The sequence below is a fragment of the Streptomyces parvus genome, from assembly GCF_014648875.1.
GTDB lineage: Bacteria > Actinomycetota > Actinomycetes > Streptomycetales > Streptomycetaceae > Streptomyces > Streptomyces parvus.
Genome location: NZ_BMRY01000003.1, coordinates 207,816 through 233,093 on the forward strand (window position 1 = coordinate 207,816; position 25,278 = coordinate 233,093).

At 70.0% G+C, this 25,278-nt stretch carries 24 protein-coding genes, 2 tRNA genes and 1 pseudogene; 6 read left to right on the forward strand and 21 right to left on the reverse strand.

Going from position 1 to position 25,278, the window contains the following annotated elements; translation table 11 throughout:
• From IE140_RS11165 to IE140_RS11185, 5 genes are all read right to left on the reverse strand, one after another.
• A complete protein-coding gene (locus IE140_RS11165) occupies nt 1-1,371 on the reverse strand; it encodes a class E sortase (protein ID WP_189460340.1) in 1,371 nt (456 codons plus the stop codon).
• The gene (locus IE140_RS11170) at nt 1,368-2,006 is read right to left on the reverse strand and encodes an aminodeoxychorismate/anthranilate synthase component II (RefSeq protein WP_006125962.1); all 639 of its coding nucleotides are present in this window, start codon (nt 2,004-2,006) and stop codon (nt 1,368-1,370) included. The genes IE140_RS11165 and IE140_RS11170 overlap by 4 nt, the downstream gene beginning before the upstream one ends.
• Nucleotides 2,003-2,191, reverse strand: coding sequence for a hypothetical protein (locus IE140_RS11175; protein WP_093444224.1), 189 nt, complete (start codon nt 2,189-2,191; stop codon nt 2,003-2,005). Before IE140_RS11175 ends, IE140_RS11170 begins: the two co-directional genes overlap by 4 nt.
• 89 nt (nt 2,192-2,280) lie before the next feature.
• On the reverse strand, nt 2,281-3,006 hold the full coding sequence (locus tag IE140_RS11180) for a class E sortase (RefSeq protein ID WP_093444225.1): 726 nt from the start codon (nt 3,004-3,006) through the stop codon (nt 2,281-2,283).
• Nucleotides 3,007-3,048: 42 nt separating this feature from the next.
• Nucleotides 3,049-3,816 carry a DUF881 domain-containing protein gene (locus tag IE140_RS11185; protein WP_175465252.1) on the reverse strand — a complete coding sequence of 256 codons (768 nt, stop codon included), beginning with the start codon at nt 3,814-3,816 and terminating at the stop codon, nt 3,049-3,051.
• A 151-nt stretch (nt 3,817-3,967) separates the two neighbouring features.
• Between IE140_RS11185 and crgA the strand changes: the two genes are divergently transcribed.
• Entirely contained in the window at nt 3,968-4,222 is a 255-nt protein-coding gene (crgA, locus tag IE140_RS11190; protein WP_003967902.1) for a cell division protein CrgA, read from the forward strand.
• A gap of 334 nt (nt 4,223-4,556) precedes the next feature.
• Here the strand turns inward: crgA and IE140_RS11195 are convergent, their stop codons facing one another.
• The gene (locus tag IE140_RS11195) at nt 4,557-5,459 is read right to left on the reverse strand and encodes a rhomboid family intramembrane serine protease (protein WP_032764570.1); all 903 of its coding nucleotides are present in this window, start codon (nt 5,457-5,459) and stop codon (nt 4,557-4,559) included.
• Between the two features lie 169 nt (nt 5,460-5,628).
• A complete protein-coding gene (locus tag IE140_RS11200; protein WP_032764571.1) occupies nt 5,629-6,156 on the reverse strand; it encodes a peptidylprolyl isomerase in 528 nt (175 codons plus the stop codon).
• Nucleotides 6,157-6,436: 280 nt separating this feature from the next.
• On the opposite strand from IE140_RS11200, the gene IE140_RS11205 reads away from it, so the two are divergent.
• On the forward strand, nt 6,437-7,156 hold the full coding sequence (locus tag IE140_RS11205; protein WP_010071382.1) for a DUF5324 family protein: 720 nt from the start codon (nt 6,437-6,439) through the stop codon (nt 7,154-7,156).
• A gap of 157 nt (nt 7,157-7,313) precedes the next feature.
• Here IE140_RS11205 and IE140_RS11210 read toward each other — a convergent pair whose 3' ends face one another.
• Nucleotides 7,314-7,898 carry a TerD family protein gene (locus IE140_RS11210; protein WP_010071383.1) on the reverse strand — a complete coding sequence of 195 codons (585 nt, stop codon included), beginning with the start codon at nt 7,896-7,898 and terminating at the stop codon, nt 7,314-7,316.
• 116 nt (nt 7,899-8,014) lie between these two features.
• Nucleotides 8,015-8,087: transfer RNA gene (locus IE140_RS11215), tRNA-Ala, on the reverse strand.
• 135 nt (nt 8,088-8,222) lie between these two features.
• On the opposite strand from IE140_RS11215, the gene IE140_RS11220 reads away from it, so the two are divergent.
• Nucleotides 8,223-8,771, forward strand: a complete 549-nt coding sequence (locus IE140_RS11220) for a helix-turn-helix domain-containing protein (protein ID WP_006125970.1) — start codon at nt 8,223-8,225, stop codon at nt 8,769-8,771.
• A gap of 121 nt (nt 8,772-8,892) precedes the next feature.
• Nucleotides 8,893-10,245: a serine/threonine-protein kinase gene (locus tag IE140_RS11225; protein ID WP_189460342.1), complete on the forward strand. Its 1,353-nt coding sequence runs from the start codon at nt 8,893-8,895 to the stop codon at nt 10,243-10,245.
• Nucleotides 10,246-10,248: 3 nt separating this feature from the next.
• Here the strand turns inward: IE140_RS11225 and IE140_RS11230 are convergent, their stop codons facing one another.
• From IE140_RS11230 to IE140_RS35920, 4 genes and pseudogenes are all read right to left on the reverse strand, one after another.
• Nucleotides 10,249-11,589 (reverse strand): hypothetical protein, encoded by a 1,341-nt coding sequence (locus IE140_RS11230; RefSeq protein ID WP_189460344.1) that lies wholly within the window; start codon nt 11,587-11,589, stop codon nt 10,249-10,251.
• A gap of 68 nt (nt 11,590-11,657) precedes the next feature.
• Nucleotides 11,658-11,972, reverse strand: a complete 315-nt coding sequence (locus tag IE140_RS11235; protein WP_189460346.1) for a hypothetical protein — start codon at nt 11,970-11,972, stop codon at nt 11,658-11,660.
• Between the two features lie 74 nt (nt 11,973-12,046).
• Nucleotides 12,047-12,481, reverse strand: a pseudogene (locus IE140_RS35915) (vWA domain-containing protein); the annotation flags it as partial.
• 223 nt (nt 12,482-12,704) lie between these two features.
• Entirely contained in the window at nt 12,705-12,839 is a 135-nt protein-coding gene (locus IE140_RS35920; protein WP_003958712.1) for a DLW-39 family protein, read from the reverse strand.
• Between the two features lie 291 nt (nt 12,840-13,130).
• On the opposite strand from IE140_RS35920, the gene IE140_RS11245 reads away from it, so the two are divergent.
• Nucleotides 13,131-13,508, forward strand: a complete 378-nt coding sequence (locus tag IE140_RS11245; RefSeq protein WP_109179289.1) for a DUF6344 domain-containing protein — start codon at nt 13,131-13,133, stop codon at nt 13,506-13,508.
• 145 nt (nt 13,509-13,653) lie between these two features.
• Nucleotides 13,654-14,352, forward strand: a complete 699-nt coding sequence (locus IE140_RS11250; protein ID WP_150195473.1) for a DUF4352 domain-containing protein — start codon at nt 13,654-13,656, stop codon at nt 14,350-14,352.
• 55 nt (nt 14,353-14,407) lie between these two features.
• Here the strand turns inward: IE140_RS11250 and IE140_RS11255 are convergent.
• The 8 genes from IE140_RS11255 to dnaN all read right to left on the reverse strand — a co-directional run bounded on the left by IE140_RS11255 (nt 14,408) and on the right by dnaN (nt 24,438).
• Nucleotides 14,408-14,484, reverse strand: a tRNA-Ile gene (locus IE140_RS11255).
• A gap of 78 nt (nt 14,485-14,562) precedes the next feature.
• Nucleotides 14,563-15,183 (reverse strand): DUF3566 domain-containing protein, encoded by a 621-nt coding sequence (locus tag IE140_RS11260; protein ID WP_024263700.1) that lies wholly within the window; start codon nt 15,181-15,183, stop codon nt 14,563-14,565.
• Nucleotides 15,184-15,277: 94 nt separating this feature from the next.
• On the reverse strand, nt 15,278-17,920 hold the full coding sequence (gyrA, locus tag IE140_RS11265; protein WP_093444229.1) for a DNA gyrase subunit A: 2,643 nt from the start codon (nt 17,918-17,920) through the stop codon (nt 15,278-15,280).
• A gap of 47 nt (nt 17,921-17,967) precedes the next feature.
• A complete protein-coding gene (gyrB, locus tag IE140_RS11270; protein WP_032776530.1) occupies nt 17,968-20,040 on the reverse strand; it encodes a DNA topoisomerase (ATP-hydrolyzing) subunit B in 2,073 nt (690 codons plus the stop codon).
• A 443-nt stretch (nt 20,041-20,483) separates the two neighbouring features.
• The gene (locus IE140_RS11275) at nt 20,484-20,987 is read right to left on the reverse strand and encodes a DciA family protein (protein ID WP_024263702.1); all 504 of its coding nucleotides are present in this window, start codon (nt 20,985-20,987) and stop codon (nt 20,484-20,486) included.
• A gap of 77 nt (nt 20,988-21,064) precedes the next feature.
• Entirely contained in the window at nt 21,065-22,195 is a 1,131-nt protein-coding gene (recF, locus tag IE140_RS11280; protein ID WP_032764579.1) for a DNA replication/repair protein RecF, read from the reverse strand.
• Nucleotides 22,196-22,261: 66 nt separating this feature from the next.
• Nucleotides 22,262-23,146 (reverse strand): phosphogluconate dehydrogenase (NAD(+)-dependent, decarboxylating), encoded by an 885-nt coding sequence (gene gnd / locus IE140_RS11285; protein ID WP_032764580.1) that lies wholly within the window; start codon nt 23,144-23,146, stop codon nt 22,262-22,264.
• A gap of 161 nt (nt 23,147-23,307) precedes the next feature.
• Nucleotides 23,308-24,438 (reverse strand): DNA polymerase III subunit beta, encoded by a 1,131-nt coding sequence (gene dnaN, locus IE140_RS11290; protein WP_032764581.1) that lies wholly within the window; start codon nt 24,436-24,438, stop codon nt 23,308-23,310.
• Nucleotides 24,439-25,278: the final 840 nt, after the last annotated feature.

A 25,278-nucleotide genomic window follows, 5' to 3' on the forward strand; every position in this document is an offset into this window, starting at 1 on the left:
TCAGCCGACGAGCGCGTCGGGCTTTCCCTCGCTGCGTGGCCGTTCGTCGACCATCTTGCCCCAGACGATCAGCCGGTAGGTACTCGTGAATTCCGGCGTACACGTCGTCAGCGTGAGGTACCTCCCCGGCTTCGTGAACCCGGAACCGACCGGGATCGGCTCGATCACCGAGATGTTCGACGGCGAGGTCTGCGGAAGGATGCTGGCCATCTCGTACGTGTAGTACGCGTCGCGGGTCTCGACCACGATCGGGTCGCCGGGATTGAGCTTGTTGATGTAGCGGAACGGTTCGCCATGGGTGTTGCGGTGCCCCGCCACGGAGAAGTTGCCCTGCTTGTCCGAGGGCATCGCCGTCTTGAGCCTGCCCTCGCCGTAGTGGCCGATCATCCCCCGGTCGAGGACCTTCTCCTTGTCGATGCCCTCGGCGATCGGGGCGACGACGTCCAGCTTGGGGATGTGCATGATCGCGAAGCCCTCGCCCGGCGCGAACACCCCCGGTTTGCGGTCGCCGTTGGCCCATTCGTCCTGGATCCGGTTCGTCTCCTTGCCGGCGATCTGGTCGGCCCGGATGTTGGTCCACCACAGCTGGTAGGTGACGAACAGCAGCATCAGGACGCCCAGCGTGATGAACACTTCGCCGACCGCCCGGCTGGCGATGACCGCCGGGCTGTCCTTCGCCGCCCGCGCCGCGCGCCGGGCCTCCACCCGGGACATCGGGGCGGCGGCCGGGGCGGCCTTCTGCTCCGGGGACGCCCCCGGGCGCCGACGGCCCCGTCCCTTGGCCGCCCGCCGCCGCTCGGCCCGCCCGCCGGGGGCAGGGGCGGGGGCGGGGGAAGAGGTGGGGCCGAGCTCCGCCTCCGGCTCGGGCTCCGCCGGTATGCGGGCGAGCACTTCGGTACGCGGTTCGGCGTGGAGGCCCGCGGCGTCCGGGGGCGCCCCCGGAGCCGGAGTCGACTCCTCGGCCGGAGGCACGGGGGCCACGGGAGCCCCTTGGGCCACCTGGTCCGCCGCGGCCATGCGCGCAGACGGCTCCTGAGGCCCGTACCAGTCGCGTTGGTACCCGGCGGGGTCGTACCACTCGTTCGGGGCTCCCTGGGCCTGCTGAGGCCCTTGAGGAGGCGTTTGGCAGTCCGCGTATCCAGCCTCGTACGAGGCTGGATACGCGGACTGCATCCCGTGCGGCACCGCCGGATCCACCGCCGGGATGTTCTCCGACCGGAACCACGGCGACGTGTGCCCGCCGGGCAGCGGATCGTTCAGCGGATCCGCGAGGCCGTCCACCGCCGCCACGAACGCGCCGTCGGTCCCGTACGCCCCGTGCGCGTCGGGGCCTTCCGGTCCGGCGGCCTGCCCGGGGCGGCCTGCGGTCACGCGGCGGCCTTGCCCACCACCGGCGCGAGCCCCGCCGAGCGCGCGACGGCCCCCTGATCTCCGCACTGCTCCAGCCAGTTGGCCAGCATCAGATGGCCGTGTTCGGTGAGCACCGACTCGGGGTGGAACTGCACACCCTCCACCGCCCGGTCTCGGTGGCGCAGCCCCATGATGATGCCGTCCGCCGTGCGGGCGGTGACCTCCAACTCGGGGGGCAGTTCACCGGGTTCGGCGGCGAGCGAGTGGTAGCGCGTCGCGGTGAAGGGGGACGGCAGCCCGGCGAAGACGCCCTTGCCCTCGTGGGTCACGGGGGAGGTCTTGCCGTGCAACAGCTCGGGGGCCCGGTCGACGACACCGCCGTACGCCACCGCCATCGACTGCATCCCCAGGCAGACGCCGAAGACCGGAACGCCGGTGTCCGCGCAGTGGCGCACCATCTCGACGCAGACGCCCGCCTGTTCGGGGGTGCCGGGGCCCGGCGAGAGCAGCACGCCGTCGAAGCCGTCCTGGGCGTGGGCGGGGGTCACCTCGTCATTGCGCAGCACCTCGCACTCGGCGCCGAGCTGATACAGATACTGGACGAGGTTGAAGACGAAGCTGTCGTAGTTGTCCACGACAAGGATGCGTGCGCTCACTGGCCTACTCCTGCTCCACCGGCGCTCGCGCCGTCGACGGTCACATCACCGAACGGGAGCAACGGCTCCGCCCACGGGAACACGTACTGGAACAGTGCGTAGACGACCGCCAGGAGCAGCACGAGCGCGATGATGCTCCGCACCCATGCGTTGCCCGGCAGATGCCGCCAGATCCAGCCGTACATGCTGACCCCTCCATTCGGTACCCGCACCAGACTAGAGGGCCGCGGCAGAAGCGTGGGTCCCCTGTGGAAAACCACGGGTCGGACGCGGGTCAGCCGGCGAGCTCCGGCGGCTTCCCCTCGCTCACCGGCCGCGTCGCGTCCAGATGGGCCCAGGCGATCAGCCGGTGGCTGCTGCCCCATTCCGGTTCGCACGTGGTGAGGGTCAGATAGCGGCCGACGCCCTCGAAGCCGGAGCCGCGGGGCACCGGATCGACGACGGCGGTGTCGGTGGGCACGGTCCGGTGGGGCTCCTTCACGATGCGGTACGTGAACCAGGTCGTGCCGTCGTTGACGACGACCGCGTCCCCGGGACGCAGCTTCGGGAAGTCCTTGAAGGGGTCGCCGTACGTCCGCCGGTGCCCGGCCACCGCGAAATTGCCCGTACCGCCGGGGCGGGCGGTACCGCTGTAGTGCCCGAGCCCCTTCTGCAAGGTCCTGACCTCGGTGTTCTCCAGGACGGGCCACTCCCAGCCGGAGCCGAAGCGGGGGATGTGCATCGTCGCGAAGGGCTTTCCGTCGCGGTACGGGGACGGTTCGGGGGCCGGGGCGGAGGGCTCCGCGGAGGCGGAATCGGAAGCGGAAGGGGAAGGGGGCGGAGGGGCCGCCGCCACGGGTTCGCGTGCCCACTGGCTCCGGAGGGTGTCGATCTCGCCCTCGGCCGCGTCGGCCGCTTTCACACCCGTCCAGAACAGGAAGTAGACGACGAAGAGGATGATCAGCGCGCCCACGGTGATGCAGAGTTCACTGAGGGTCCTGACGACGAGTCGCACCGACACCGGACCGGCCTCCCCGGGGCTCAGCTGGCGCTCGGCCAGGGCTCACTCCACAGGCTGTGCGTAGTGGAGATCCACTGTGCCCGAGTACCCGGGAAGAGTCACCGCCTCGTCCTCGTCGACTTTCCAGCCCAGCCCGTACGCCTTCACGTACAGCAGGTAGTTCTGGATCGCGGTGGAGCTGTTGAGCGCCTGCTTGAGCTTTCCGGGGTCGCCGACCGCGGTGACCTTGTAGGGCGGGGAGTAGACGCGGCCCTGGAGGATCAGGGTGTTGCCGACGCAGCGGACCGCGCTGGTGGAGATCAGCCGCTGGTCCATCACCTGGATTCCGCGCGCCCCGCCCTGCCACAGCGCGTTCACCACGGCCTGCAGGTCCTGCTGGTGGATGACCAGGTCGTTGGGCTGGGGCTCGGGGTAGCCGGGGTTGGCGGTGGCGTCGGGCGGCGCGTCGTTGAGGGTCACGCTGACGGAGTCACCGGTGATCTCCGTGGTTCCGGCCGCCTTCTCCAGGGCCTTCAGCCGGGCGTCCTCGGCCCGGGTGGAGCCGTCGTCGCGCTGGGCGAGGGCGTCGATCTCCGAGCGCACGGAAGCGGCCGAATCGTTCAGTTCGGCGTTCTTCTCGCTGCGCTCCCTGATCAGGTCGGAGAGCTTGAGGAGAGAGGAGTCGCTGCGCAGATTGGTGCCCTTGGCCGTGTTGGCGCTGGTGACGAAGATGAGTCCGGCCAGGGCGAAAACCGCAGCGGTGAGCCCCCGGACCGCCCACACGGAGGTGCGCCGGGCCGGGCCTTCGGGGGAGTCGGCAGAATTGCTCAACGTACCCTTATCTCATCAGGCGCCAGGGAAGCACTACGCTAACGGACGCTCGGGGGAGGCAGCATTCCCCCTGGCATCCCCTGGCACCCGCCCCCGGCGCCCGCCACAGATCCCTGCGCGGTCACGCAGCGCATCGACAGGAGAGTCCCTCGTGCCGAAGTCACGTATCCGCAAGAAGGCCGACTTCACGCCGCCCCCGGCGAAGCAGGCAACGGCCATCAAGCTGACCAACCGCAGCTGGGTCGCTCCGGTGATGCTGGCCCTGTTCCTCATCGGGCTGGCCTGGATCGTGGTGTTCTACGTGACCGAAGGCGATCTACCGGTCGACGCCCTGGGCAACTGGAACATCGTGGTCGGCTTCGGCTTCATCGCCGGCGGCTTCGCCGTGTCGACCCAGTGGAAGTAGCGGAACCCTTCCGCTCCGTCGCCCCTGGGCCGGGTACGGGCTCTGTACCTGGTCGACGCCCTTCCACGCAAGCCTTGCCCTGAGTTACCCACAGCGTTATCCACAGCCGGGGGAAAAGGTCAGACGATCTGTGGATAACCTCCACTCAAGTTGACGCCGGTGTGACTGCAGCCTCCCTCGCCGAGGGGGGCTGCACCCCGTTGTCCGGGCGGAAAAACCCAGCTCAGCGACAAGGGGCACACCTGTTCCTCTTGCCATGCACAAGAATCCGCGCACACTGTGGACAACTTCGGTCAGCCTGGGGGTGGAGAGCCCTCTTCCCCGACCATTCCGCTCAGGTGAGCGCGATCGTCCGGGCGACGACGATCCCGAGGGACGCCAGCAGGACGAGCGCGCAGGTGCCGGTCTGCACCGCCGTACGCCGCTCGCGCGGGGCGTGGACCATGCCGACGGCGATGGCGACGCCCGCGATCAGACCGCCGACGTGCGCCTCCCAGGCGATACCGCCCCAGGTGAAGGTGAAGACCAGGTTGAGCGCCAGCAGCACGAGCACCGGGCGCATGTCGTAGTTCATCCGGCGCATCAGGACGGCTGTCGCGCCGAAGAGGCCGTAGACCGCGCCGGAGGCGCCCAGCGAGGGCTGGTTCTGCGCGGCGATCAGATAGGTCAGCGCGCTGCCGGCGAACCCGGACAGCAGGTAGAGGGCGAGATAGCGGGAACGGCCGAGCGCCGCCTCCAGCTGTCCGCCGAGCCACCAGAGACCGAGCATGTTGAACGCGATGTGCATCAGTTCCTGGTGCAGGAACATCGAGGTCACCAGGCGGTACCACTGCCCCTCGGCGACGCCCTCGATGGACCCCGGCGGCGGGCTCGGGTCCCAGGCCCGGCCGAGCAGCGTCAGATCGCCCACCAGCCCGGGGCGGACGGTGACCAGGAGGAAGACGGCCAGATTGATGGAGAGCAGGATCTTGGTGACCAGGCGCGGATCCGCGGCCACCGAGCCGCCCGCCAGCGTCCGCGGCCGGCTCGCCGCCGGATGGTGCCCGGTGCCCGAGCCCTGGCGTACGCAGTCGGGGCACTGGAAGCCGACCGAGGCGCTCACCATGCACTCGGGGCATACCGGCCGCTCGCAGCGCGTACAGCTGATGCCGGTCTCGCGGTCGGGGTGGCGGTAGCAGGTCGGCGTCGGCACACCGCTTCCCGCGGCGGCACGGTCTCCCGGCGGCTGCTGGTCCATCGGTCCTGGCCTGCCTCTCGGTCCTCGTCCCTCGTCGCTCGGGCGGCGGCACGGACAGGGCCGGCCCCGCTCGTCCGCTATGTATCACTACGGACGGGCAGGGCGGTTGGTTCCCACAGGGATCCCCCGGACCCGCAGGACTCCCGGGGGGGCGCGTGCGCGCGGACCGTCAGCGGGTCTCGACGACCACGGACTCGATCACCACGTCCTGGAGCGGGCGGTCGGTGCGCGGATTGGTCGCCGTGGCCGCGATGGCGTCGACCACCTTGCGGCCCGCGTCGTCGGCCACCTCGCCGAAGATGGTGTGCTTGTTGGTCAGCCAGGCCGTCGGCGAGACGGTCAGGAAGAACTGCGAGCCGTTGGTGCCCGGCCCCGCGTTGGCCATGGCCAGCAGATACGGCTTGGTGAAGGCCAGATCCGGGTGGAACTCGTCGGCGAACTTGTAGCCGGGGCCGCCGGTGCCGTTGCCCAGCGGATCGCCGCCCTGGATCATGAAACCGCTGATCACGCGGTGGAAGACGGTGCCGTCGTACAGCGGGGCCGTGGTGGTCTCGCCGGTCTCCGGGTTGACCCACTCGCGCTGCCCGGTGGCCAGTTCCACGAAGTTCTTCACCGTCTTGGGGGCGTGGTTCGGCAGCAGCCGGATCTCGATGTCGCCCCGGTTGGTCTTCAAGGTGGCGTAAAGCTGCTCGGCCACGATCTGCCTTCCTCTTTCCTCGCCTGCCGTCAAATCCTTCGCTGACGTCCGGCGATCCTCCCACGGACCGGGAAACGTACGGCCGGATGCCTGGTGAACCGGCGCGTTCACCGCCGAACCATGGCATTGTCGTCGGCACACTTCACATGGACCGTTTTGACCGCAAATGACGATCATGACCCGGATGCCCGTCCCGCGTGCCGGGCAGGGACCCGACAGGCATGATTCTGGACTGGGCGGACAGGCGGAGTACCTACCCGCCACCAAGGAGGAGGATCTCGTGACCCGCATCGACAGCGTGCGCGCCGCAACCGACTCGGCGAAGGACAGCGCGCAGCACGCCGCGGAAGTGGTGGCGCCCTACGCCGACATGGCCAAGGAGCAGGCGGCCCACTACGCGCACGAGGCGCGCGTACGCCTCGCGCCCAAGGTGACGAAGGCGGCCCAGCAGGCCCGTGTCCAGTACGCGTCCCATCTCGCACCGCGCATCGAACAGGCCCGTACGCACGTGCCGCCCCGCGTCGACGAGGCCGCACAGCGCGCCGCGGTCTCCACCCGGAAGGCCGCACGGAGCGCCGCCGACTACACCGCACCCCGCGTCGAGCACGCCCGCGCGGTGGCCGTGCCCGTCGCCGAGCAGGCGTCCGCCCGCAGCGCGGCCGCCCTGGCGGCGCTGCGTACCCAGGTGACGGCCAAGGAAATCCAGAAGCTGGCCCGGAAGCACCAGCGGCGGGCCAAGGCCGGCCGGGCGGCGAAGGGGTTCCTGGTGCTGGGTGTCCTGGCGGGCGGCGCCTACGCCGCCTGGCGCTGGTGGGACAAGCAGGCCAACCCGGACTGGCTGGTCGAGCCGCCCGTCGCCACCGAGGTGGGCGACGAGCGCTCGCCGCTCAGCTCGGTCGACGGCAGCCCGCGGGCCGATCTCGACCCGGAGGTCAAGGCCAAGCAGGCCGAGGCCGAGTCCGGCGAGGGGGACACCCCGGGCCTCGACGACCGGCCCTGACCCGATCCGGCTGACAGGCCGGCAGAACAAGCAGAACGAACGCGGCCGCGGAAACCGCCTGAGCGGTTTCCGCGGCCGCGTTCGCGTGAGCCCACCGAAGCGTGCGGACGTGAGCCCACCGAAGCGTAAGGAGGGGACGACGGACCGGTGGGGACGACTAACGGCTGACGGCGAACCGCATCAGGGCGTGCTCGTCGCCCTGCTTGATCTTCCCGGTCTCGTTGATCACCTGGAGCTTCCAGCCCGCGCCCTCACGGATCGCCTTGGCGACGGCGACGCCGTTGTCCTGCGTGAGCATGCTCGGCCAGATGTCGGCGACCTGCTGCGAGCTGCCGCCCGTCGCGTCGTACACCTTGAAGCTGATGTTGCGCGCGTTGCTGAACGAGCTGCGCTTCTTGTAGGCGGCCGCGATGAAGACGATCGACGTGATGTTCGAGGGAATCCTGGCGAACTCGACGGTCACCGTCTCGTCGTCGCCGTCACCGTGCCCGGTCTGGTTGTCCCCGCTGTGCACCAGCGAGCCGTTGCCCAGCGGGTCCAGGGAGTCCAGTCCGGCCAGCCGCACCGGGTCTCCGCCCTGCAGCGCGATGGCGATCAGATCGAGGTCCGTACCGGCCTTCTGCCGGATCTTCCCCATCAGACCGCCGCTGCTCCCGACGGTCGGGTCCCAGGACGCTCCGATCGACAGGTGGGTCACCCCGCCCAGGTCCGCCGGGCCGTCTTCCTTCGTCAACGTGATCATGCCTGAGTCCTTTGTGGCTCGACTGTTTATGTATGAAGTGTGCCTGGTGCAGCGGAGAAGGAACGCAAAAGAACCCCTCCAACCACGTTTCCGCAGGTTGGAGGGGTTCAATCAAGTGGAGCCTAGGAGATTCGAACTCCTGACATCTGCCTTGCAAAGGCAGCGCTCTACCAACTGAGCTAAGGCCCCGGGTCACCGTCGGGACCAGAGTACCGGGTACCCCCCGGGTTCTTCCAAAAGGATAGGGACTCCCCGTGAACGACCACGCTCCGTAAGATGCTCGCAAGGTTCGCAGCAGCGAAGCCGCAGCGATGGGGAGACGCCATGGACGCAGCGCAACAAGAGGCGACGGCAAGAGCCAGAGAGCTTCAACGCAGTTGGTACGGAGAGCCGTTGGGGGCGCTCTTCCGTCGGCTGATCGATGACCTCGGCCTGAACCAGGCCCGGCTGGCCGCTGTTCTCGGGCTCTCCGCCCCGATGCTCTCGCAGCTGATGAGCGGCCAGCGGGCCAAGATCGGCAACCCCGCGGTGGTCCAGCGCGTGCAGGCGCTTCAGGAGCTGTCGGGCCAGGTCGCGGACGGCAGCGTCAGCGCGGGCGAGGCCACCGACCGGATGGAGGAGATCAAGAAGTCGCAGGGCGGGTCCGTCCTGACCGGCACCGGCCAGACCACCTCGACCGGCGGCGCTCCCACCGTCCGCCGCGTGGTGCGCGAGATCCAGTCCCTGCTGCGGTCGGTCGCGGCGGCCGGCGACATCATCGATGCCGCCGACTCCCTCGCCCCGACCCACCCGGAGCTGGCAGAGTTCCTCCGGGTGTACGGAGCGGGCCGCACCGCGGACGCGGTCGCGCACTACGAAGGACACCAGAGCTAGCCGATCGGGATCACGACGGCACAGCCGCACGACGGCGGAACCAGGGCCTCGCACACAGCCGGGGCCCCGGGTCCCCGCAGGAGCCGCGGCGACAACGGGAACGGGGAGCGGGCGCAGCGCAATGGGTGAGGTTTTCGCCGGACGGTACGAGCTGATCGATCCGATCGGGCGGGGTGGGGTCGGCGCCGTCTGGCGGGCCTGGGACCACCGGCGCCGCAGGTACGTCGCGGCCAAGGTGCTCCAGCAGAGCGATGCGCACACGCTGCTGCGCTTCGTCCGCGAGCAGGCGCTGCGCATCGAGCACCCGCACGTGCTTGCCCCGGCCAGCTGGGCCGCCGACGACGACAAGGTCCTGTTCACCATGGACCTGGTGAGCGGCGGCTCGCTCGCCCATGTCATCGGCGACTACGGCCCGTTGCCCCCGCGCTTCGTCTGCCTGCTGCTGGACCAGCTGCTCTCCGGTCTCTCCACGGTGCACGCCGAAGGGGTGGTGCACCGCGACATCAAGCCCGCCAACATCCTGATGGAGGCGACCGGTACGGGCCGGCCGCATCTGCGCCTGTCCGACTTCGGCATCTCGATGCGCAAGGGCGAACCCCGGCTGACCGAGACCAACTACGTGGTCGGTACGCCCGGTTACTTCGCCCCGGAACAGATGATGGGCGCCGAGCCCGACTTCCCCGCGGACCTGTTCGCGGTCGGCCTGGTCGCGCTCTACCTCCTCCAGGGCCGGAAGCCGGACGCACAGGCGCTGGTGGAGCACTTCGCCACGCACGGCACCCCGGGCGCCCCCGAGGGCGTTCCCGAGCCGCTGTGGCAGGTTCTCGCCGGTCTGCTCCAGCCCGACCCGCACGCCCGGTTCCGTACGGCCACGGGCGCGCGCAAGGCTCTGACCGCGGCGGTCGAGATGCTGCCCGAAGCCGGACCGGACGACGAGCCGGTGGAAGTGTTCGACCAGATCGGGCCACTGCCCGCGGGATTCGGCCCCGACGGGCCCGTGACCGCCCCGCAGGAGCCCTCGCAGCAGCCGGCCGAACCGCAGGCCCCCGCCCAGCCCCCCGTGTCGATGTCGGAGACGGGCAGCTTCCACCTCGCGCCGCCGCCCGCGGCCCCGCAGCCCTCCGCGACCCCGCCCGGTGTCGCGGCCCCGCAGCAACAGCCCCACCCGCAGCCGGGGTTCCAGCAGCCGCCGGCCGCACCGTACGCGGACGCGCCGCCCGCGTACGCCGTCGGCGCGCCGGACCCCTCCCAGGCGCCGACCTCCGGCGTACCGCACGATCCCTCCGCCACCCGCCCCTACACCGCCCGGCACCAGCAGCTCCCGCCGGTGCCGGCCCCTCCGGTGCAGCACGCGGCGCCCCACCCGCCCGTACGGCGAACGCGCCCGGGACCACCCCCGAAGGTGGCGGTCCCGGTGCTGGTGGTGGCGCTGATCTGTTTCGCGGTCGGAATCTGGGCCCTCACCCAGGTCTGACGGCTACCAGCCCTGCGGCGGCGGCTGGTGGCCCCCACCGGCCGGGTGACCGGCGGCCGGAGCGGGGGCTGACGCGCGGCGGCGGGCCAGCAGGGTCCAGACGCCCAGCCCGAGCACCAGCACGGAACCCGTGCCGATCCCGGCCGCGGCGACCACGGTCATCGGGCCGCTCTTCGCGGCCTGCTCGGCGTTCTGCCCCTTCCGGGCCACTTCCCGGTCCTGGTCGGTGACGCCAAAGACCCCGGCGTCACCCTCGTACGGCGATTCCTCGGGCTGGTTCTTCACCTGGACCGACAGCTCGAACGGGATCGGCTCGGCCCCGTAGGACTCCTTCAGCTTCGGGCTGAGGGAGACCGACAGGTAGTACCAGCCCGCGAAGCGCACGGCGCTGACCTGGGACGAGGAGTCGAACCGGTTGCGGTAGGCCACCGGCGGCAGTGGCCGCAGGGACGCGGACGCGGGGCTTCCGGAGTACGAGAGGGTGGCGTCGGAGACCGGCCCCTGGGCGGGGTTGGCCAGCGAGAGGGTGAGCGCGCTGCCCACGAAGTCGCTGCCGCCGCTCGTGCTGTTGGAGAGTCCGGCGGTGGCGTGGATCTGCTGACCCCAGTCCACCGGCACCCGGAAGAAGCGGGTCTGCCCCGGGGCGACCGTGTCCTGCCAGCGGCCGTTCTCCAGGCTGGTGGCCTCGGAGAACCCGGACCCGCCGGACCGCTTCTGCTGCTTCCCGGTCAGCGGCTTCGCCGAGGCCGAGGGCCAGCTCTCCGGCGCCTCGGTCGGCATGGACGTACCGCTCCTGAGCTTCGGCTCCTGGAGGAAACGCAGCTCCAGGTCCCAGGGCTCCGGGCTGGAGCCGGCCTTGCTCTCCCGCTCGACGAGAACGTCGTACGGGCCGCCCTCCTGGCAGGTGCTGCCGCCCTCCTCCACGGTCCGGGAGGCGTACGCGGTGATGGGACGGGCGTACTCGCCCGAACCGAAGTTCGCCCGCCCCGAGTCGCACTGGGTGTCGTCGGTCTCCCGGAGGCTGATGCTGATGCCGTCGCCGTAGGCGACCGCGCCGCTGTCGTCGGGCACCGCGACCGCCGAGACGTAGGCGGCGGAGACGTCGTCCAGCGTGACCCGGTAGTAGAGCTTCTCGCCCGGCTTGATCGTGCTGCGGTACGGAAGGCCCTCGTCCAGCGTGGACGCCTCGACGTTGGTCACCGCGCCCTGCACGTTCTTCGCCTCGGGGTCGAACGCGTACCTCCCGGGGCCCGCCGCGTGCGCCTGCCCCGGCAGGACCGCCACGGCGCACATCGCCGCGAGTGCCGCGGCCGTCACCCGGCCCCTGTTGCGCTGCCTGTTCACGCGCTTCCCCTCGTCGTCCTCACCCACCGGTACCCCTCGGCCGCCCGGCTGCCCGGCGACCCGGCCGCTCAGCCGAGGCGGCCACGGCTGCCGCGACGGCGGACGAGGAGGAACCCTCCGGCCGCGACGACCAGGGCGCCCGCCCCGGCCGCGGCCGCGATGCCGGTCCATCCTGCCCCGCCCGCACCGCCGCTGTCTCCGGCCCCAGCCGCATTGCCCCGCTTGTCCCCGTTCTTCCCCTCGCCCTCCCCCTCCCCCTCGCTCTCCCGGACCAGGACCGGCGCACCGTGCTCGAGGCCCGCCGGCTCGGCGCCGACCGGCAAACGGGCCGGGGTGAACAGCTCAGTGGAGCCGTAGGAGTACGTCCGCGCCCCCGACCCCACAGCGGAACGGCTCCCTCCGACAGGCGGAAGCGTTCGTCGTCCCGCTCGCAGCTCGAGCCGCCGGCGTTCGGACCGTAGCCGTCCGGCCCGCTGGAGCCGGCGGGCCGGCGCGTCGGCGTCCGGGGCGTCGCAGTAGCGGCCGTTGCCCGCCGCGGCGACGCACTCCGACTGCTCGCGGGCGGCACCCTTCACCTGAAAGCCGACGGTGTCGATCCGCAGCCCGACGCCGGCCCGGGCGAGCCGTTCGGCGACCCGACAGGGCTCCGGCGTACCGCAGTTGTCCTCGCCGTCGGAGATAAGCAGGATCGTCCGCGTACCGATCGCGCCACCGGCGGGCTCGGGCCGCTCCTGGGCGGCCCTGCGCGGGGACAGCCCGATGGGGGGGTGTCGCCCTTGGGCCGGACCCCGTCCACGGCCCGCTTGACGGCGTCCCGGTCGAGCGGCTCCACCGGCCGGACGAGCCGGGTGCCGGTGCAGCCGCTCGCCCGGTCCGCGACGTAGACCCGCAGTGTTCGACGGTGGTTCCGCGTCATCACCTGGCGCCCCCTCAGCCATGAAGCCCGAACCCGTCAGCCTCTTTGCTTCAGCAAGCTATCTATTTGCTTGAGTGAATTCAAGGGCGGTGCGTCACGGCCCCGCAACAGCGAGAGGGGCCGACGCGTCGGCGCCGGCCCCGGACAGCACGAAGCCCCGGCCGCTCAGCGACCGGGGCCCGTAACAGACTGTGTCGTCTCACACACCCGAACCTGCGGGCACGGAGTCGGTCGCCTCCGTCCACAGATCCTGCTCGGCGCGATCCGCCTGGATCTGGCGGTACACGAGGAGCCCGCCGATGGCGGCCAGTGCGACCAGGAGAAGCTTCTTCACCGCGCGACCTCGTCTTTCCTTGGCGTAAGGGCCTTATGTCGCCGACTATACACACCGGCCGATACCGATCGGTGACCTGCCCGGACCCCTGTGACACCCCCTCCACGGCGTCCGGAACGACCTCCCGACACCCTCTCCCCACCGCCCGCGAGGGCCTGTCCAGCCCGGTTGCACCATACGAGTGGTGTTAATCCGAAGATCGGCGCAGAGCGGGCGTCGCTCCCCGGAATCGCGGCCGGGATCCACATGATCGGAGAAGTCAGCAACCGGACCGTCCGAAAGCGAGGGGCCATGAGCACCTTCAAGCCCAAGAACCTCTGGACCGCCTTCATCACCGCCTTCTTCGCCCTCCTGGCGTCGCTGGGCCTCGCCACCGCCGCCGCGAGCACCGCGAACGCCACGAACGCCGCCGCGCAGCCGGGCACCACGACCCACGAGCACACGGGTGCCACCGCGGCAACCCCGATCGCTCCCTCGGTCCGATGGACCCTTCCGCGTGACCGGGCCCTTCCACCCACGATGAAGCAGCGCATCCGAGCCGAGGCCCACGGCGCTTCCCCGGCCACCCGCCATCTGTCGCTCGACCCCGCGGAGACCGCCCGCACAGCCGGCCAGAGCGGCTCCCACCACACAGCCCCGGAAGGCGACTCCCCGGCCCCGCCCCCCTGATCCCGGCGGCCCACCGCACTCCGGGGCCCCTGGTCCGGTTCACACCGGCCGGGGGCCTTTTCGTGTGCCCGGACCGCCGACGAGCGGCGCACGACGGGCCGGACGACCATGGAAGGACCCGGCGCCCCGCCGAAAGGACCCTTCGATGAGCTCTCGTGGCAGTACCTTCGCGGCCCTCGGCGCGGCCTCCGCGCTCCTCATGGTCACCGCCTGCGCGACGGCCACCTCGTCCGACACGGGGTCGAGCCCCGGCAGCGCCGTACCGGCGGCGGCGACGACCACCGACCCGGACGTGGGGGCCCCACCGGGCGCGGAGATCCTGGGCCGGGCCGCCCTCGGAGAGCCGTTCAAGCTGACCATCAGTTCCTCGGACGAGTCACAGCCCGAGGAGTTCGAGATCACCGTCGAGGACGTCACCTGCGGCGAACCGCTGGACCCGGGAGTCCTGGCGCACGACTCCCTGAGCGCACCGACAGAGCCCCCGACACCCGAGGACGGGAAGCAGTTCTGCGTGGTCCGCATGGAGGTGCTCAACGTGGGCAAGAGCGAGGCCAGATGGACCGCCGACGACACGGTCACCCTCAACGTCGACGACACCGCCTACAGCCAGACCCAGGACGACGCCCAACTCACGAGCGCCTACGAGGAGTACTGGTACGACCAGGGGAAGCCCCGGCCGTCGTTCGGCCTCAACCCGGCGAGCAAGGGCCCGGTCAACGCCGTCTTCCAGATCCCCACCGCCGACGAGCCCACCACCGTCTGGTTCGCGGCCGCCAGATGGCTGGAGCTCACCGGCCCCGAACCCGGCTACCTCGTCCGGCTCCAGCCCGCCGCCCAGAGCTGATCACTCCGCCCACGCGAAAGGCCCCCCACCGTCTCCGGTGAAGGGCCTTCGTGTCTGGTGGGGCTAACAGGATTTGAACCTGTGGCCTCATCCTTATCAGGGATGCGCTCTAACCAACTGAGCTATAGCCCCGCCGCGCTGTACTGCTCCGCGCTGACTTCTGAAGATTAGCGCACGTCGGGGCCAGTCCCAAAATCGATACCCGGCGCGCTACTCGTCCTCGGCCAGCGTGAGCTCCACGCCGCCCACGAAGCCCGCCGACAGGTTGTAGATGAAGGCGCCCAGCGTCGCCAGCGCGGTGGCCAGGACCACGTCGATCACGGCGATGACCGAGGTGAAGATGAGCACGCGCGGCAGCGACAGGAACGACTGCAGGTCGAAGCCGTTGCTCTCGTTCGAGCCGGTCGCCTCGCTGATCGTGCCGCCGACGGTCTCGAAGACGCCCATCGCGTCCATGACCATCCACAGCACCGCCGACGCCACCACCGTGCAGATGCCCAGCGCGATCGACAACAGGAAGCTGACCTTCATCACCGACCACGGATCGGCCTTGGCCACCCGCAGACGGGCCTTGCGGGTACGGGGCGTGGTCCGCGCCCCCGTGCGCGGCTTGCGCGTCGCCTGGGCGCCGCCCACGCCCTGTGCGCCCCCCAGCGTGCCGCCGCCCTGTCCGGGGCGCTGCTGGCCGCCCTGGGTACCGCCGCCGGGCGCCTGGTACGCCTGGGGCGGGTGGTACGGCCCCGACGGCCCCGGTGCGGGCTCACGCTCGCCGGGCAGGGGCCCGGTCGCGTAACCCTCGTACTGGGGCTGAGGTCCTCGTGTGTCCGTCACAGTGCCCCCTTGGGAGTCCGTGGCAGGGCCACGGGCACCGTTCGCTCCAGCTCCGGAAGCGGCCGAACCGGCGCCCGTGGCTCCACTCACGCTCTTACTCCTCGTGCTCCCCGGTCGAGGGCTCCGTGCCCTCGACAGTGCCCTCTGCCGTGGTTACGGCGTGGGCCTCGGCCGTATCGCCATCGGCATCATCGGTCCCGTCGACCTCTTCCGCCTCACGGCCGGCCTCGGCGTTGCGCGCGATGCCGACGACGGCGTCACGCTTGCCCAGATTGATCAGTTGGACGCCCATGGTGTCACGGCCCGTCTCCCTGACTTCATTGACTCGCGTACGAATCACACCACCGCCGAGCGTGATGGCGAGAATCTCGTCGGTCTCCTCGACCACCAGCGCACCGACGAGCGATCCGCGGTCCTCCACGATCTTGGCGGCCTTGATACCGAGGCCGCCGCGGCCCTGGACGCGGTACTCGTCGACGGGGGTCCGCTTCGCGTACCCGCCGTCGGTAGCGGTGAAGACGAACGTACCGGGCCGGACGACATTCATCGAGAGGAGTTCGTCGCCCTCGCGGAAACTCATGCCCTTCACACCCGAGGTGGCGCGGCCCATCGGGCGCAGCGCGTCGTCCGTCGCGGTGAACCGGATCGACTGGGCCTTCTTGCTGATGAGCAGCAGATCGTCCTCGGCCGAGACCAGCTCGGCGCCGATCAGCTCGTCGTCGCCGCCCTCCGGCATCTCGCGCAGGTTGATCGCGATGACACCGCCCGAGCGCGGGGAGTCGTAATCCTTGAGCGCGGTCTTCTTCACGAGACCGCCCTTCGTCGCCAGGATCAGGTAGGGCACGGCCTCGTAGTCGCGGATCGCGAGGATCTGGGCGATCTTCTCGTCCGGCTGGAAGGCCAGCAGGTTGGCGACGTGCTGGCCGCGCGCGTCCCGCCCCGCATCGGGGAGCTCGTACGCCTTGGCCCGGTAGACCCGGCCCTTGTTCGTGAAGAACAGCAGCCAGTGGTGGGTCGTCGAGACGAAGAAGTGGTCGACGATGTCGTCTTCCTTGAGCTTCGTCCCGCGCACGCCCTTGCCACCGCGCTTCTGCGAGCGGTAGTCGTCCGTCTTCGTGCGCTTCACATAGCCGCCGCGGGAGATCGTGACGACGATGTCCTCCTCGGCGATCAGGTCCTCGATGGACATGTCGCCCTCGAAGGGCACCAGCTTGGAGCGCCGGTCGTCGCCGAACTTCTCGACGATCGCCGCCAGCTCCTCGCTGACGATCTGGCGCTGCTTGGCCGGCGAGGCCAGGATCTCGTTGTACTCGTTGATCTTCGCCTGGAGCTCGTCGTGCTCGGCGGTGATCTTCTGGCGCTCCAGTGCGGCCAGCCGGCGCAGCTGCATCTCCAGGATCGCGTTGGCCTGGAGCTCGTCGATCTCCAGCAGGCCCATCAGGCCCTCACGCGCGATCTCCACCGTGTTCGAGCGGCGGATGAGGGCGATGACCTCGTCGATGGCGTCCAGGGCCTTGAGGAGGCCGCGCAGGATGTGTGCCCGCTCCTCGGCCTTGCGCAGCCGGAACTTCGTCCGCCGGACGATGACCTCGATCTGGTGCGTCACCCAGTGGCGGATGAACGCGTCGATCGACAGCGTGCGCGGCACCCCGTCGACGAGCGCCAGCATGTTGGCGCCGAAGTTCGTCTGGAGGTCGGTGTGCTTGTAGAGGTTGTTCAGGACGACCTTGGCGACCGCGTCCCGCTTGAGGACGACGACCAGGCGCTGCCCCGTACGGGAGGAGGTCTCGTCGCGGACGTCCGCGATGCCGCCGACCTTGCCGTCCTTGACCAGGTCGGCGATCTTCTGCGCGAGGTTGTCGGGGTTGGTCTGGTACGGAAGCTCCGTGACGACCAGGCACTGGCGGCCCTGGATCTCCTCGACCGCGACGACCGCGCGCATCGTGATCGAGCCACGGCCGGTGCGGTACGCCTCCTCAATGCCCTTGCGGCCCACGACCAGCGCGCCGGTGGGGAAGTCGGGGCCCTTGATGCGCTCGATCAGCGCGTCCTGGAGCTCCTCGTGCGAGGCCTCGGGGTTCTCCAGGTACCACTGGGCTCCGGCGGCGACCTCGCGGAGGTTGTGCGGCGGGATGTTGGTCGCCATGCCGACCGCGATCCCGGCGGAGCCGTTGACCAGCAGGTTCGGGAAGCGCGCCGGCAGGACCGTCGGCTCCTGGTTGCGGCCGTCGTAGTTGTCCTGGAAGTCGACGGTCTCCTCGTCGATGTCCCGGACCATCTCCATGGACAGCGGCATCATCTTGCACTCGGTGTACCGCATGGCGGCGGCCGGGTCGTTGCCCGGGGAACCGAAGTTGCCGTTGGAGTCCACCAGCGGCATCCGCATCGACCACGGCTGCGCGAGGCGCACCAGGGCGTCGTAGATGGAGGAGTCGCCGTGCGGGTGGTACGTACCCATGACGTCGCCGACGACGCGGGCACACTTGTAGAAGCCCTTCTCGGGGCGGTACCCGCCGTCGTACATCGCGTACAGCACCCGGCGGTGGACCGGCTTGAGGCCGTCCCGTACGTCGGGCAGCGCACGCGAGACGATGACGGACATCGCGTAGTCGAGATAGGAGCGCTGCATCTCCGTCTCGAGCTGGACGGGCTCGACACGCATCCCCACGCCGGGGATGGTGCCCTCCTCGTCGGGCGTCGCGGATTCAGGTGTCACAGGGGTGTTCTCGTCGGCCATTGCTGGTCAAAGTCCTTTCGAGCTGCGGCGTGGCTGGTGCGGCCGACTCAGATGTCGAGGAAGCGGACGTCCTTGGCGTTGCGCTGGATGAACGAGCGCCGCGCCTCGACGTCCTCACCCATGAGCACCGAGAACAGGTCGTCGGCCTGCGCCGCGTCGTCCAGCGTGACCTGGCCGAGGACCCGGTGGTCGACGTCCATGGTCGTGACGCGCAGCTCCTCGGCGTTCATCTCGCCGAGACCCTTGAAGCGCTGGATCGAGTCTTCCTTGATCCGCTTGCCGTTCTGCTTGCCGAGCGCCACCAGGGCGTCGCGCTCCCGGTCCGAGTACGCGTACTCGAAGTCGTCCCGGCCCCACTTGATCTTGTAGAGCGGCGGGCGCGAGAGGTAGACGTGCCCGGCCTCGACCAGCGGCTTCATGAAGCGGAAGAGGAAGGTCAGCAGCAGGGTGTTGATGTGCTGGCCGTCGACGTCGGCGTCCGCCATCAGGATGATCTTGTGATACCGGAGCTTCTCGATGTCGAAGTCCTCGTGGACCCCGGTGCCGAACGCCGAGATCAGCGCCTGGACCTCGGTGTTCTGGAGGATCTTGTCGACCCGGGCCTTCTCGACGTTCAGGATCTTGCCGCGGATGGGCAGGATCGCCTGGTACATCGGGTTGCGGCCGGACTTCGCCGAACCGCCGGCGGAGTCACCCTCGACGATGAAGATCTCGCACTTGGTGGGGTCGTTCGACTGGCAGTCGCTGAGCTTGCCCGGCAGCGAGGCGCTCTCCAGGAGCCCCTTGCGCCGCGTCAGGTCACGCGCCTTGCGGGCCGCCACACGGGCGGTCGAGGCGGCGATGCCCTTGCGGATGATGTCGGCGGCCTCGTTGGGGTTCCGGTCGAACCAGTCCGTCAGCTGCTCGTGGACGACCTTCTGCACGAAGGTCTTGGCCTCCGTGTTGCCCAGCTTGGTCTTCGTCTGGCCCTCGAACTGCGGCTCGCCCAGCTTCACCGAGATGATCGCGGTCAGACCCTCGCGGACGTCCTCACCCGTGAGGTTGTCGTCCTTGTCGCGCAGCAGCTTCTTGTCCCGCGCGTACCGGTTGACCAGCGAGGTCAGCGCGGCACGGAAGCCCTCCTCGTGCGTACCGCCCTCGTGCGTGTGGATCGCGTTGGCGAAGGAGTAGACCCCCTCGGTGTACTGCGTGTTCCACTGCATGGCGATCTCGACCGACAGGAGCCGGTCCTTGTCCTCGGCGTCGATGTCGATCACCGACTGGTGGATGACGTCGCCCTTGCGGGAGTTGAGGTACTTCACGAAATCGACGATGCCGTTTTCGTAGTGGTACGTGACCGAGCGGGCGGTCTCCTCCTCGGCGGGCTCGGCCGCGTCCACGCTGTCCGCGCCCGCCGTCGCCTTCGCCGACTCGCGCTCGTCGGTCAGCTTGAGGGTGAGGCCCTTGTTGAGGAACGCCATCTCCTGGAAGCGGCGCGAGAGGGTCTCGAAGCTGTACTCGGTGGTCTCGAAGATGTCCCCGTCGGCCCAGAAGGTGACCGTCGTGCCGGTCTCCTCGGTGGCCTCCTGCTTCGCCAGCGGGGCGGTCGGGACGCCGAGCTTGTAGTCCTGGGTCCAGCGGTAGCCGTCACGCTTGACCTCGACGGCGACCCGGGTGGACAGGGCGTTGACGACGGAGACGCCCACGCCGTGCAGACCGCCGGAGACGGCGTAGCCGCCACCGCCGAACTTGCCGCCCGCGTGCAGCACGGTCAGCACGACCTCGACGGCCGGCTTCCCTTCGGACGGCACGATGTCGACCGGGATACCGCGGCCGTTGTCGATCACGCGCACCCCGCCGTCGGGGAGGATCGTGACGTCGATGGTGTCCGCGTGACCCGCCATCGCCTCGTCGACGGAGTTGTCGACGACCTCCTGCACGAGGTGGTGCAGGCCGCGCTCACCGGTCGAGCCGATGTACATGCCAGGTCGCTTGCGGACCGCGTCCAGCCCTTCCAGCACGGTGATCGCGCTGGCGTCGTACGAGGTGGCGGGCGTCTCGCCCGGCTCACCGGCGGTGGACGGAATGTTCTCGTTGGGGTTGCCGGAATCGGCCACGAAGCGCCCTTTCTGGCACAGCACAGGCCGTTCTCCGGACAGGCGGGAGCGGCTGCGTCGTTCGGCTTGTATCGACGACTCCCGCCTCAGCGGCGGGATTACTCACCAGTCTACCGGTAGCGCTGACATGAATGGGGGTTTGCCGGTACCTGAGTACGCATGTGCCGCCCTGAATGAGCGGCTGACGACTCCCCATATTCGGGAAGGGGCTCCAAGAGGCCCTGAAGGGCTTTGAGCGCTTCGGCCTGTCAACCCACCGCTACGGTGAGGGACGCTCCGGCCGTACCGTCCGGTTTCCTCCCGCGCGAACCCTGACGAACCCACCCACGAGCTCGCCCGGTACACGACAATTTTACGCCGAAAGTGCAGCTCAGGGTTGCCATCGACGCAGCCGTGCGACCACCTACGCCTCTCGGCCCGGCGGCGCGACTCCCTTCCGGCCGACGCCCCTCAGCTCATCCGCCGGCTCATCCGTAGGTGTCGCCCGGGCCCTTGCTGCCGGGGGCCCGCAACGGCCCGTACCGGCGCTCCGGGCCCCCCGGCCCGACCACCTTGATCATCCGTACGGTGCCCTGCCCCAGATCCGCGTTCAGCCGGGCCACCAGCTGCGGGGCCAGCAGCCGCAGCTGCGTCGCCCACGCCGTCGAGTCACAGCTCACCGTCAGCACCCGGGCGGCCGGATCATCGTCGTACCGCAGCGGGACGCAGTGCTTCGCCAGATCGTCGCCGACGATCTGCGGCCACCGGCCCATCACCCCGCCGACCGCCGCGGGCGTCTCCCAGCCCCGCTCGGTGATCAGCCGGCTGATCGCGGAACCCAGCATCTGCGGATCCCGGCCGTCGGACCTGGCTCCCGAGCGCAGCCCGCCACCCCGCCGGGCCTGCTTCTTCTGCTGCGCCGCCGCACCCCGCGCCCTGGCCTGCTCCTTCGCGGCCCGCAACGCGACCCGGGCCAGATCGACCCCGGACACCTCCGGCGGCTTCGGACCCGCGGCCTCCGGCGCACCGCCGACCGCGCCCGCCTCGCCCGGCTGCTCGTCCCGGCCGGTCATACGCGCTCCACCTCGCCCGCGGACACCGCGTACCGCGTCCCCGCCAGCACACCCGGCACGTCCTCCGCCACCGCGGCCGTCACCAGCACCTGCTCGCCGGGGGCCACCAGCTCCGCCAGCCGCTCCCGGCGGCGGGCGTCCAGCTCGGCGAAGACATCGTCCAGCACCAGCACCGGCTCGTTGCCCTCGGAGCGCAGCAGCTCGTAACTGGCGAGCCGCAGCGCCAGCGCGTAACTCCAGGACTCGCCATGACTCGCGTACCCCTTGGCCGGCATTCCGCGCAGACCCAGCAGCAGATCGTCGCGGTGCGGGCCGACCAGCGTCACTCCCCGTTCGATCTCCTGCTTCCGGACCCCCGCGAGCGCCGCGATCAGCTGCTCGTACAGCTCGTCGCGGGTGCGCTCGGGACCCACGTCCTCGCCGACCGAACTGCGGTACTCCAGCGCCACCGGACCGCCGCCCGGCGCCACGTCCCCGTACGCCTTGTCGGCCAGCGGCTGGAGCGTGGCGATCAGATCGAGGCGCTGCGCGAGCAGCTCGGCGCCCACCCGGCCCAGGTGCTGGTCCCAGACGTCCAAGGTGGACAGATCCATCGAGCGGCCGCCGTGCCGCCGGGCCATCGCCGCGGACTTCAGCAGGGTGTTGCGCTGCTTGAGCACCCGTTCGTAGTCGGAACGGACCCCGGCCATCCGGGGCGAACGCGCGGTGACCAGCTCGTCCAGGAACCGCCGCCGCTCGCCGGGGTCGCCCTTGACCAGCGCCAGGTCCTCCGGGGCGAACAGCACGGTCCGTACGATGCCGAGCACGTCACGGGGTCTGACCTGCGAGGACCTGTTGATACGGGCCCGGTTCGCCCGGCCCGGGTTCAGCTCCAGCTCGACCAGCTGCGAGCGCTCGCCCTGGGTCACCGCCGCCCGGATCACCGCACGCTCCGCGCCCATGCGCACGAGCGGGGCGTCCGAGGAGACGCGGTGGCTGCCGAGGGTGGCGAGATAGCCGACGGCCTCGACGAGATTGGTCTTGCCCTGCCCGTTGGGCCCCACGAAAGCGGTGATGCCCGGGTCGAGAGGGACCTCGACCCGGGCGTACGAGCGGAAGTCGGCGAGCGAGAGGTGCGTGACGTGCATGGTGGCCGACCTCTCCCGACAGTGCTTCGCAGGTTGTTGTGTGCCGGCGCGCGGCCGGCGGACCGATCAGTTCTCGGTCTTGGACTCGACCGCGTGGCCGCCGAACTGGTTGCGCAGCGCGGCGATCATCTTCATCTGCGGCGAGTCGTCCTGACGCGAGGCGAACCGCGCGAACAGCGACGCCGTGATCGCGGGCAGGGGCACCGCGTTGTCGATCGCGGCCTCGACCGTCCAGCGGCCCTCGCCCGAGTCGGCGGCGAAGCCCCGGAGCTTGTCCAGGTGCTCGTCGTCGTCCAGCGCGTTGACCGCGAGGTCGAGCAGCCAGGAACGGATGACCGTGCCCTCCTGCCAGGAGCGGAAGACCTCGCGCACATCGGTGACGGAGTCGACCTTCTCCAGCAGCTCCCAGCCCTCGGCGTAGGCCTGCATCATGGCGTACTCGATGCCGTTGTGGACCATCTTCGCGAAGTGGCCGGCTCCGACCTTGCCCGCGTGGACGGAGCCGAAGTCGCCCTCGGGCTTCAGCGCGTCGAAGATCGGCTGGACCTTCGCCACGTTCTCCTGGCTGCCGCCGTACATCAGGGCGTAGCCGTTCTCCAGGCCCCAGACACCGCCGGAGACACCGCAGTCGACGAAGCCGATCTCCTTGACGCCCAGCTCGGCGGCGTGCTTCTCGTCGTCGGTCCAGCGCGAGTTGCCGCCGTCGACGACGACGTCGCCGGGCGAGAGCAGCGAGGCCAGCTCGTCGATCGTGGACTGGGTCGCGGCACCGGCCGGGACCATGACCCAGACGACCCGCGGGCCCTTCAGCTTGCCCACAAGCTCTTCGAGACTGTGGACATCGGCGACATCCGGGTTGCGGTCGTAACCGATGACGGTGTGGCCTGCGCGGCGGATGCGCTCGCGCATGTTGCCGCCCATCTTGCCGAGGCCGACGAGACCGAGCTCCATCAGAGATTCCTTAAGCGTCGTGGCGATAAGCGTCGGGGCGTTTGCACCCACGACCGAGCCTACGCCCGGCCGGGGACAGCGCGGCGGGCCCGCTCCGCGCCGAGCGGGCCCGCCGGAAACTGCCGCGGAAAACGTCCCCCCAATGGGCGGGGGACGCGGGATCAGCCGGAGAGGCGCACCGGCATGATCAGGTACTTGTACGTGTCGTCCGCCTCGGCGTCGACGGCCGGGCGGCCGCTGAGCAGGGCGGGCTTGGTGGACGTGGTGAACGAGAGCTGGGCGACCGGGGAGTCGATCGCGCTCAGCCCGTCCAGCAGGAACGTCGGGTTGAAGGCGATCGAGATGTCGTCGCCCTCCAGCACCGCGTCGACCCTCTCCACAGCCTGTGCGTCGTCGCTGGAACCGGCCTCCAGGATGAGGACGCCCTGCTCGAAGCTGAGCCGTACGGGGGTGTTGCGCTCGGCGACCAGGGCCACGCGCTTGACGGCCTCGACGAAGGGGGCCGTCTCGATCACCGCGACGGAGTTGAACTCGGTCGGGAACAGCGTGCGGTACTTCGGCAGGTCGCCTTCGAGCAGCCGCGTGGTCGTGCGGCGTCCGGCGCCCTCGAAACCGATCAGGCCCTCGCCCGCGCCGGAGCCGGAGAGCGCCAGGGTGACCGTGTCGCCGCTGGTGAGCGCCTTGGCGGTGTCCAGGAGCGTCTTGGCGGGCACCAGGGCGACCGCAGAGGCGTCCGCGTTCTCCGGCTTCCACAGGAACTCGCGGACCGCGAAGCGGTAGCGGTCGGTGGAGGCGAGGGTGACCGTGTCGCCCTCGATCTCGATCCGCACACCGGTCAGCACGGGCAGCGTGTCGTCGCGGCCGGCGGCGATGGCGACCTGGGCGGCGGCCGAGGCGAAGACCTCACCGGGGACGGTGCCCGTGGCGGTCGGCATCTGCGGCAGCGCGGGGTACTCCTCCACAGGCAGTGTGTGGAGGGTGAAGCGGGAGGAGCCGCAGACGACCGTGGCCCGCACACCGTCGGTGGAGATCTCCACCGGGCGGTTGGGGAGGGCGCGGCAGATGTCGGCGAGCAGCCGGCCGGAGACGAGCACCGTCCCGTCCTCGTCGATCTCCGCGTCGACGGAGACCCGTGCGGAGACCTCGTAGTCGAAGCTGGAGAAGCTGAGAGCTCCGTCCTCGGCCTTCAGCAGAAGGCCCGCGAGAACGGGCGCCGGCGGACGGGCCGGGAGGCTGCGGGCCACCCAGGCCACCGCCTCCGCGAGTACATCGCGCTCCACCCGGATCTTCACCGGAACCGCCTCCTGCTGTTGCTCGCTCGCCCTGCTGGCCTTCGTCGTCTGGACCGGAGTCCGCTGCCGAGGCGGCGGAGGCTCCGGGGTCCAGTCTGACGTACGGCACCGACAGCCGTTGCTGCTCGGGGTCAAGTCGGTCCAAGAGCTTCGCGGCGGTCGACGGTCGAGTTGTACACAGGCCCCACTTCGAAGCGGATTCCTGGCTAACTCTGGGTGGTAGTAGTAGTAGGCCTTGTGGATACCGTGGATAACGTCGTTTGCGCAGGTCAGCGACTGTTTTTTGTCCACCGGTCCTGTGGGTGGCACCCGTGGACAACCCGGGCCTTCTGTGGACGGACGGAAGTTCTGCACACCCGATGCACAGGAGGGGGCCACTTCTCCCCAGAGCTGTCCCCAGCTTTACCCCTGTTCCCCACAGCCCAACCCAGCACCTTGGTGTGACGCCTTTCACTCCGGGCGGTGAGAGCGTGTGTTGCGTTGCCGAACAGTGGACAGGGGTGTGGAGAAGCAGGGCATGGCTGGGGACAACACCGTCCTGCCTGTGGGCAGCCGGTGGACAACATCGACGGCCCCCTGTGGACGGAGATTCTGTCCACAGGCTGTGGATCATCGTTGGCCACAATTCCCCAACCACATGACCTGGCCTGATGGAGTATCGGCAGCGCACCCTGTGGACGCAATATGGACAACTTCCCAGTCCCCAGGCTGTGGACGGAAGATTTCCCGCATATCTGTGGAGAAGGGCCTCTGAGCTGCCCGTATTCGAACAGCCCTGGTGCGGAGGAGACCGCTGCGACGACTCCCGGCCCCCTCAGGAACGGCGAAAGGCGCCTCGCA

Coding starts and splice junctions, on each gene's coding strand:
- IE140_RS11175 (WP_093444224.1), bottom strand. CDS start 2,191: ATGTACGGCTGGATCTGGCGGCATCTGCCGGGCAACGCATGGGTGCGG.
- IE140_RS11195 (WP_032764570.1), bottom strand. CDS start 5,459: ATGGACCAGCAGCCGCCGGGAGACCGTGCCGCCGCGGGAAGCGGTGTG.
- IE140_RS11210 (WP_010071383.1), bottom strand. CDS start 7,898: ATGATCACGTTGACGAAGGAAGACGGCCCGGCGGACCTGGGCGGGGTG.
- IE140_RS11220 (WP_006125970.1), top strand. CDS start 8,223: ATGGACGCAGCGCAACAAGAGGCGACGGCAAGAGCCAGAGAGCTTCAA.
- IE140_RS11225 (WP_189460342.1), top strand. CDS start 8,893: ATGGGTGAGGTTTTCGCCGGACGGTACGAGCTGATCGATCCGATCGGG.
- IE140_RS11245 (WP_109179289.1), top strand. CDS start 13,131: ATGAGCACCTTCAAGCCCAAGAACCTCTGGACCGCCTTCATCACCGCC.
- IE140_RS11250 (WP_150195473.1), top strand. CDS start 13,654: ATGAGCTCTCGTGGCAGTACCTTCGCGGCCCTCGGCGCGGCCTCCGCG.
- gyrA (WP_093444229.1), bottom strand. CDS start 17,920: ATGGCCGACGAGAACACCCCTGTGACACCTGAATCCGCGACGCCCGAC.
- recF (WP_032764579.1), bottom strand. CDS start 22,195: ATGCACGTCACGCACCTCTCGCTCGCCGACTTCCGCTCGTACGCCCGG.
- gnd (WP_032764580.1), bottom strand. CDS start 23,146: ATGGAGCTCGGTCTCGTCGGCCTCGGCAAGATGGGCGGCAACATGCGC.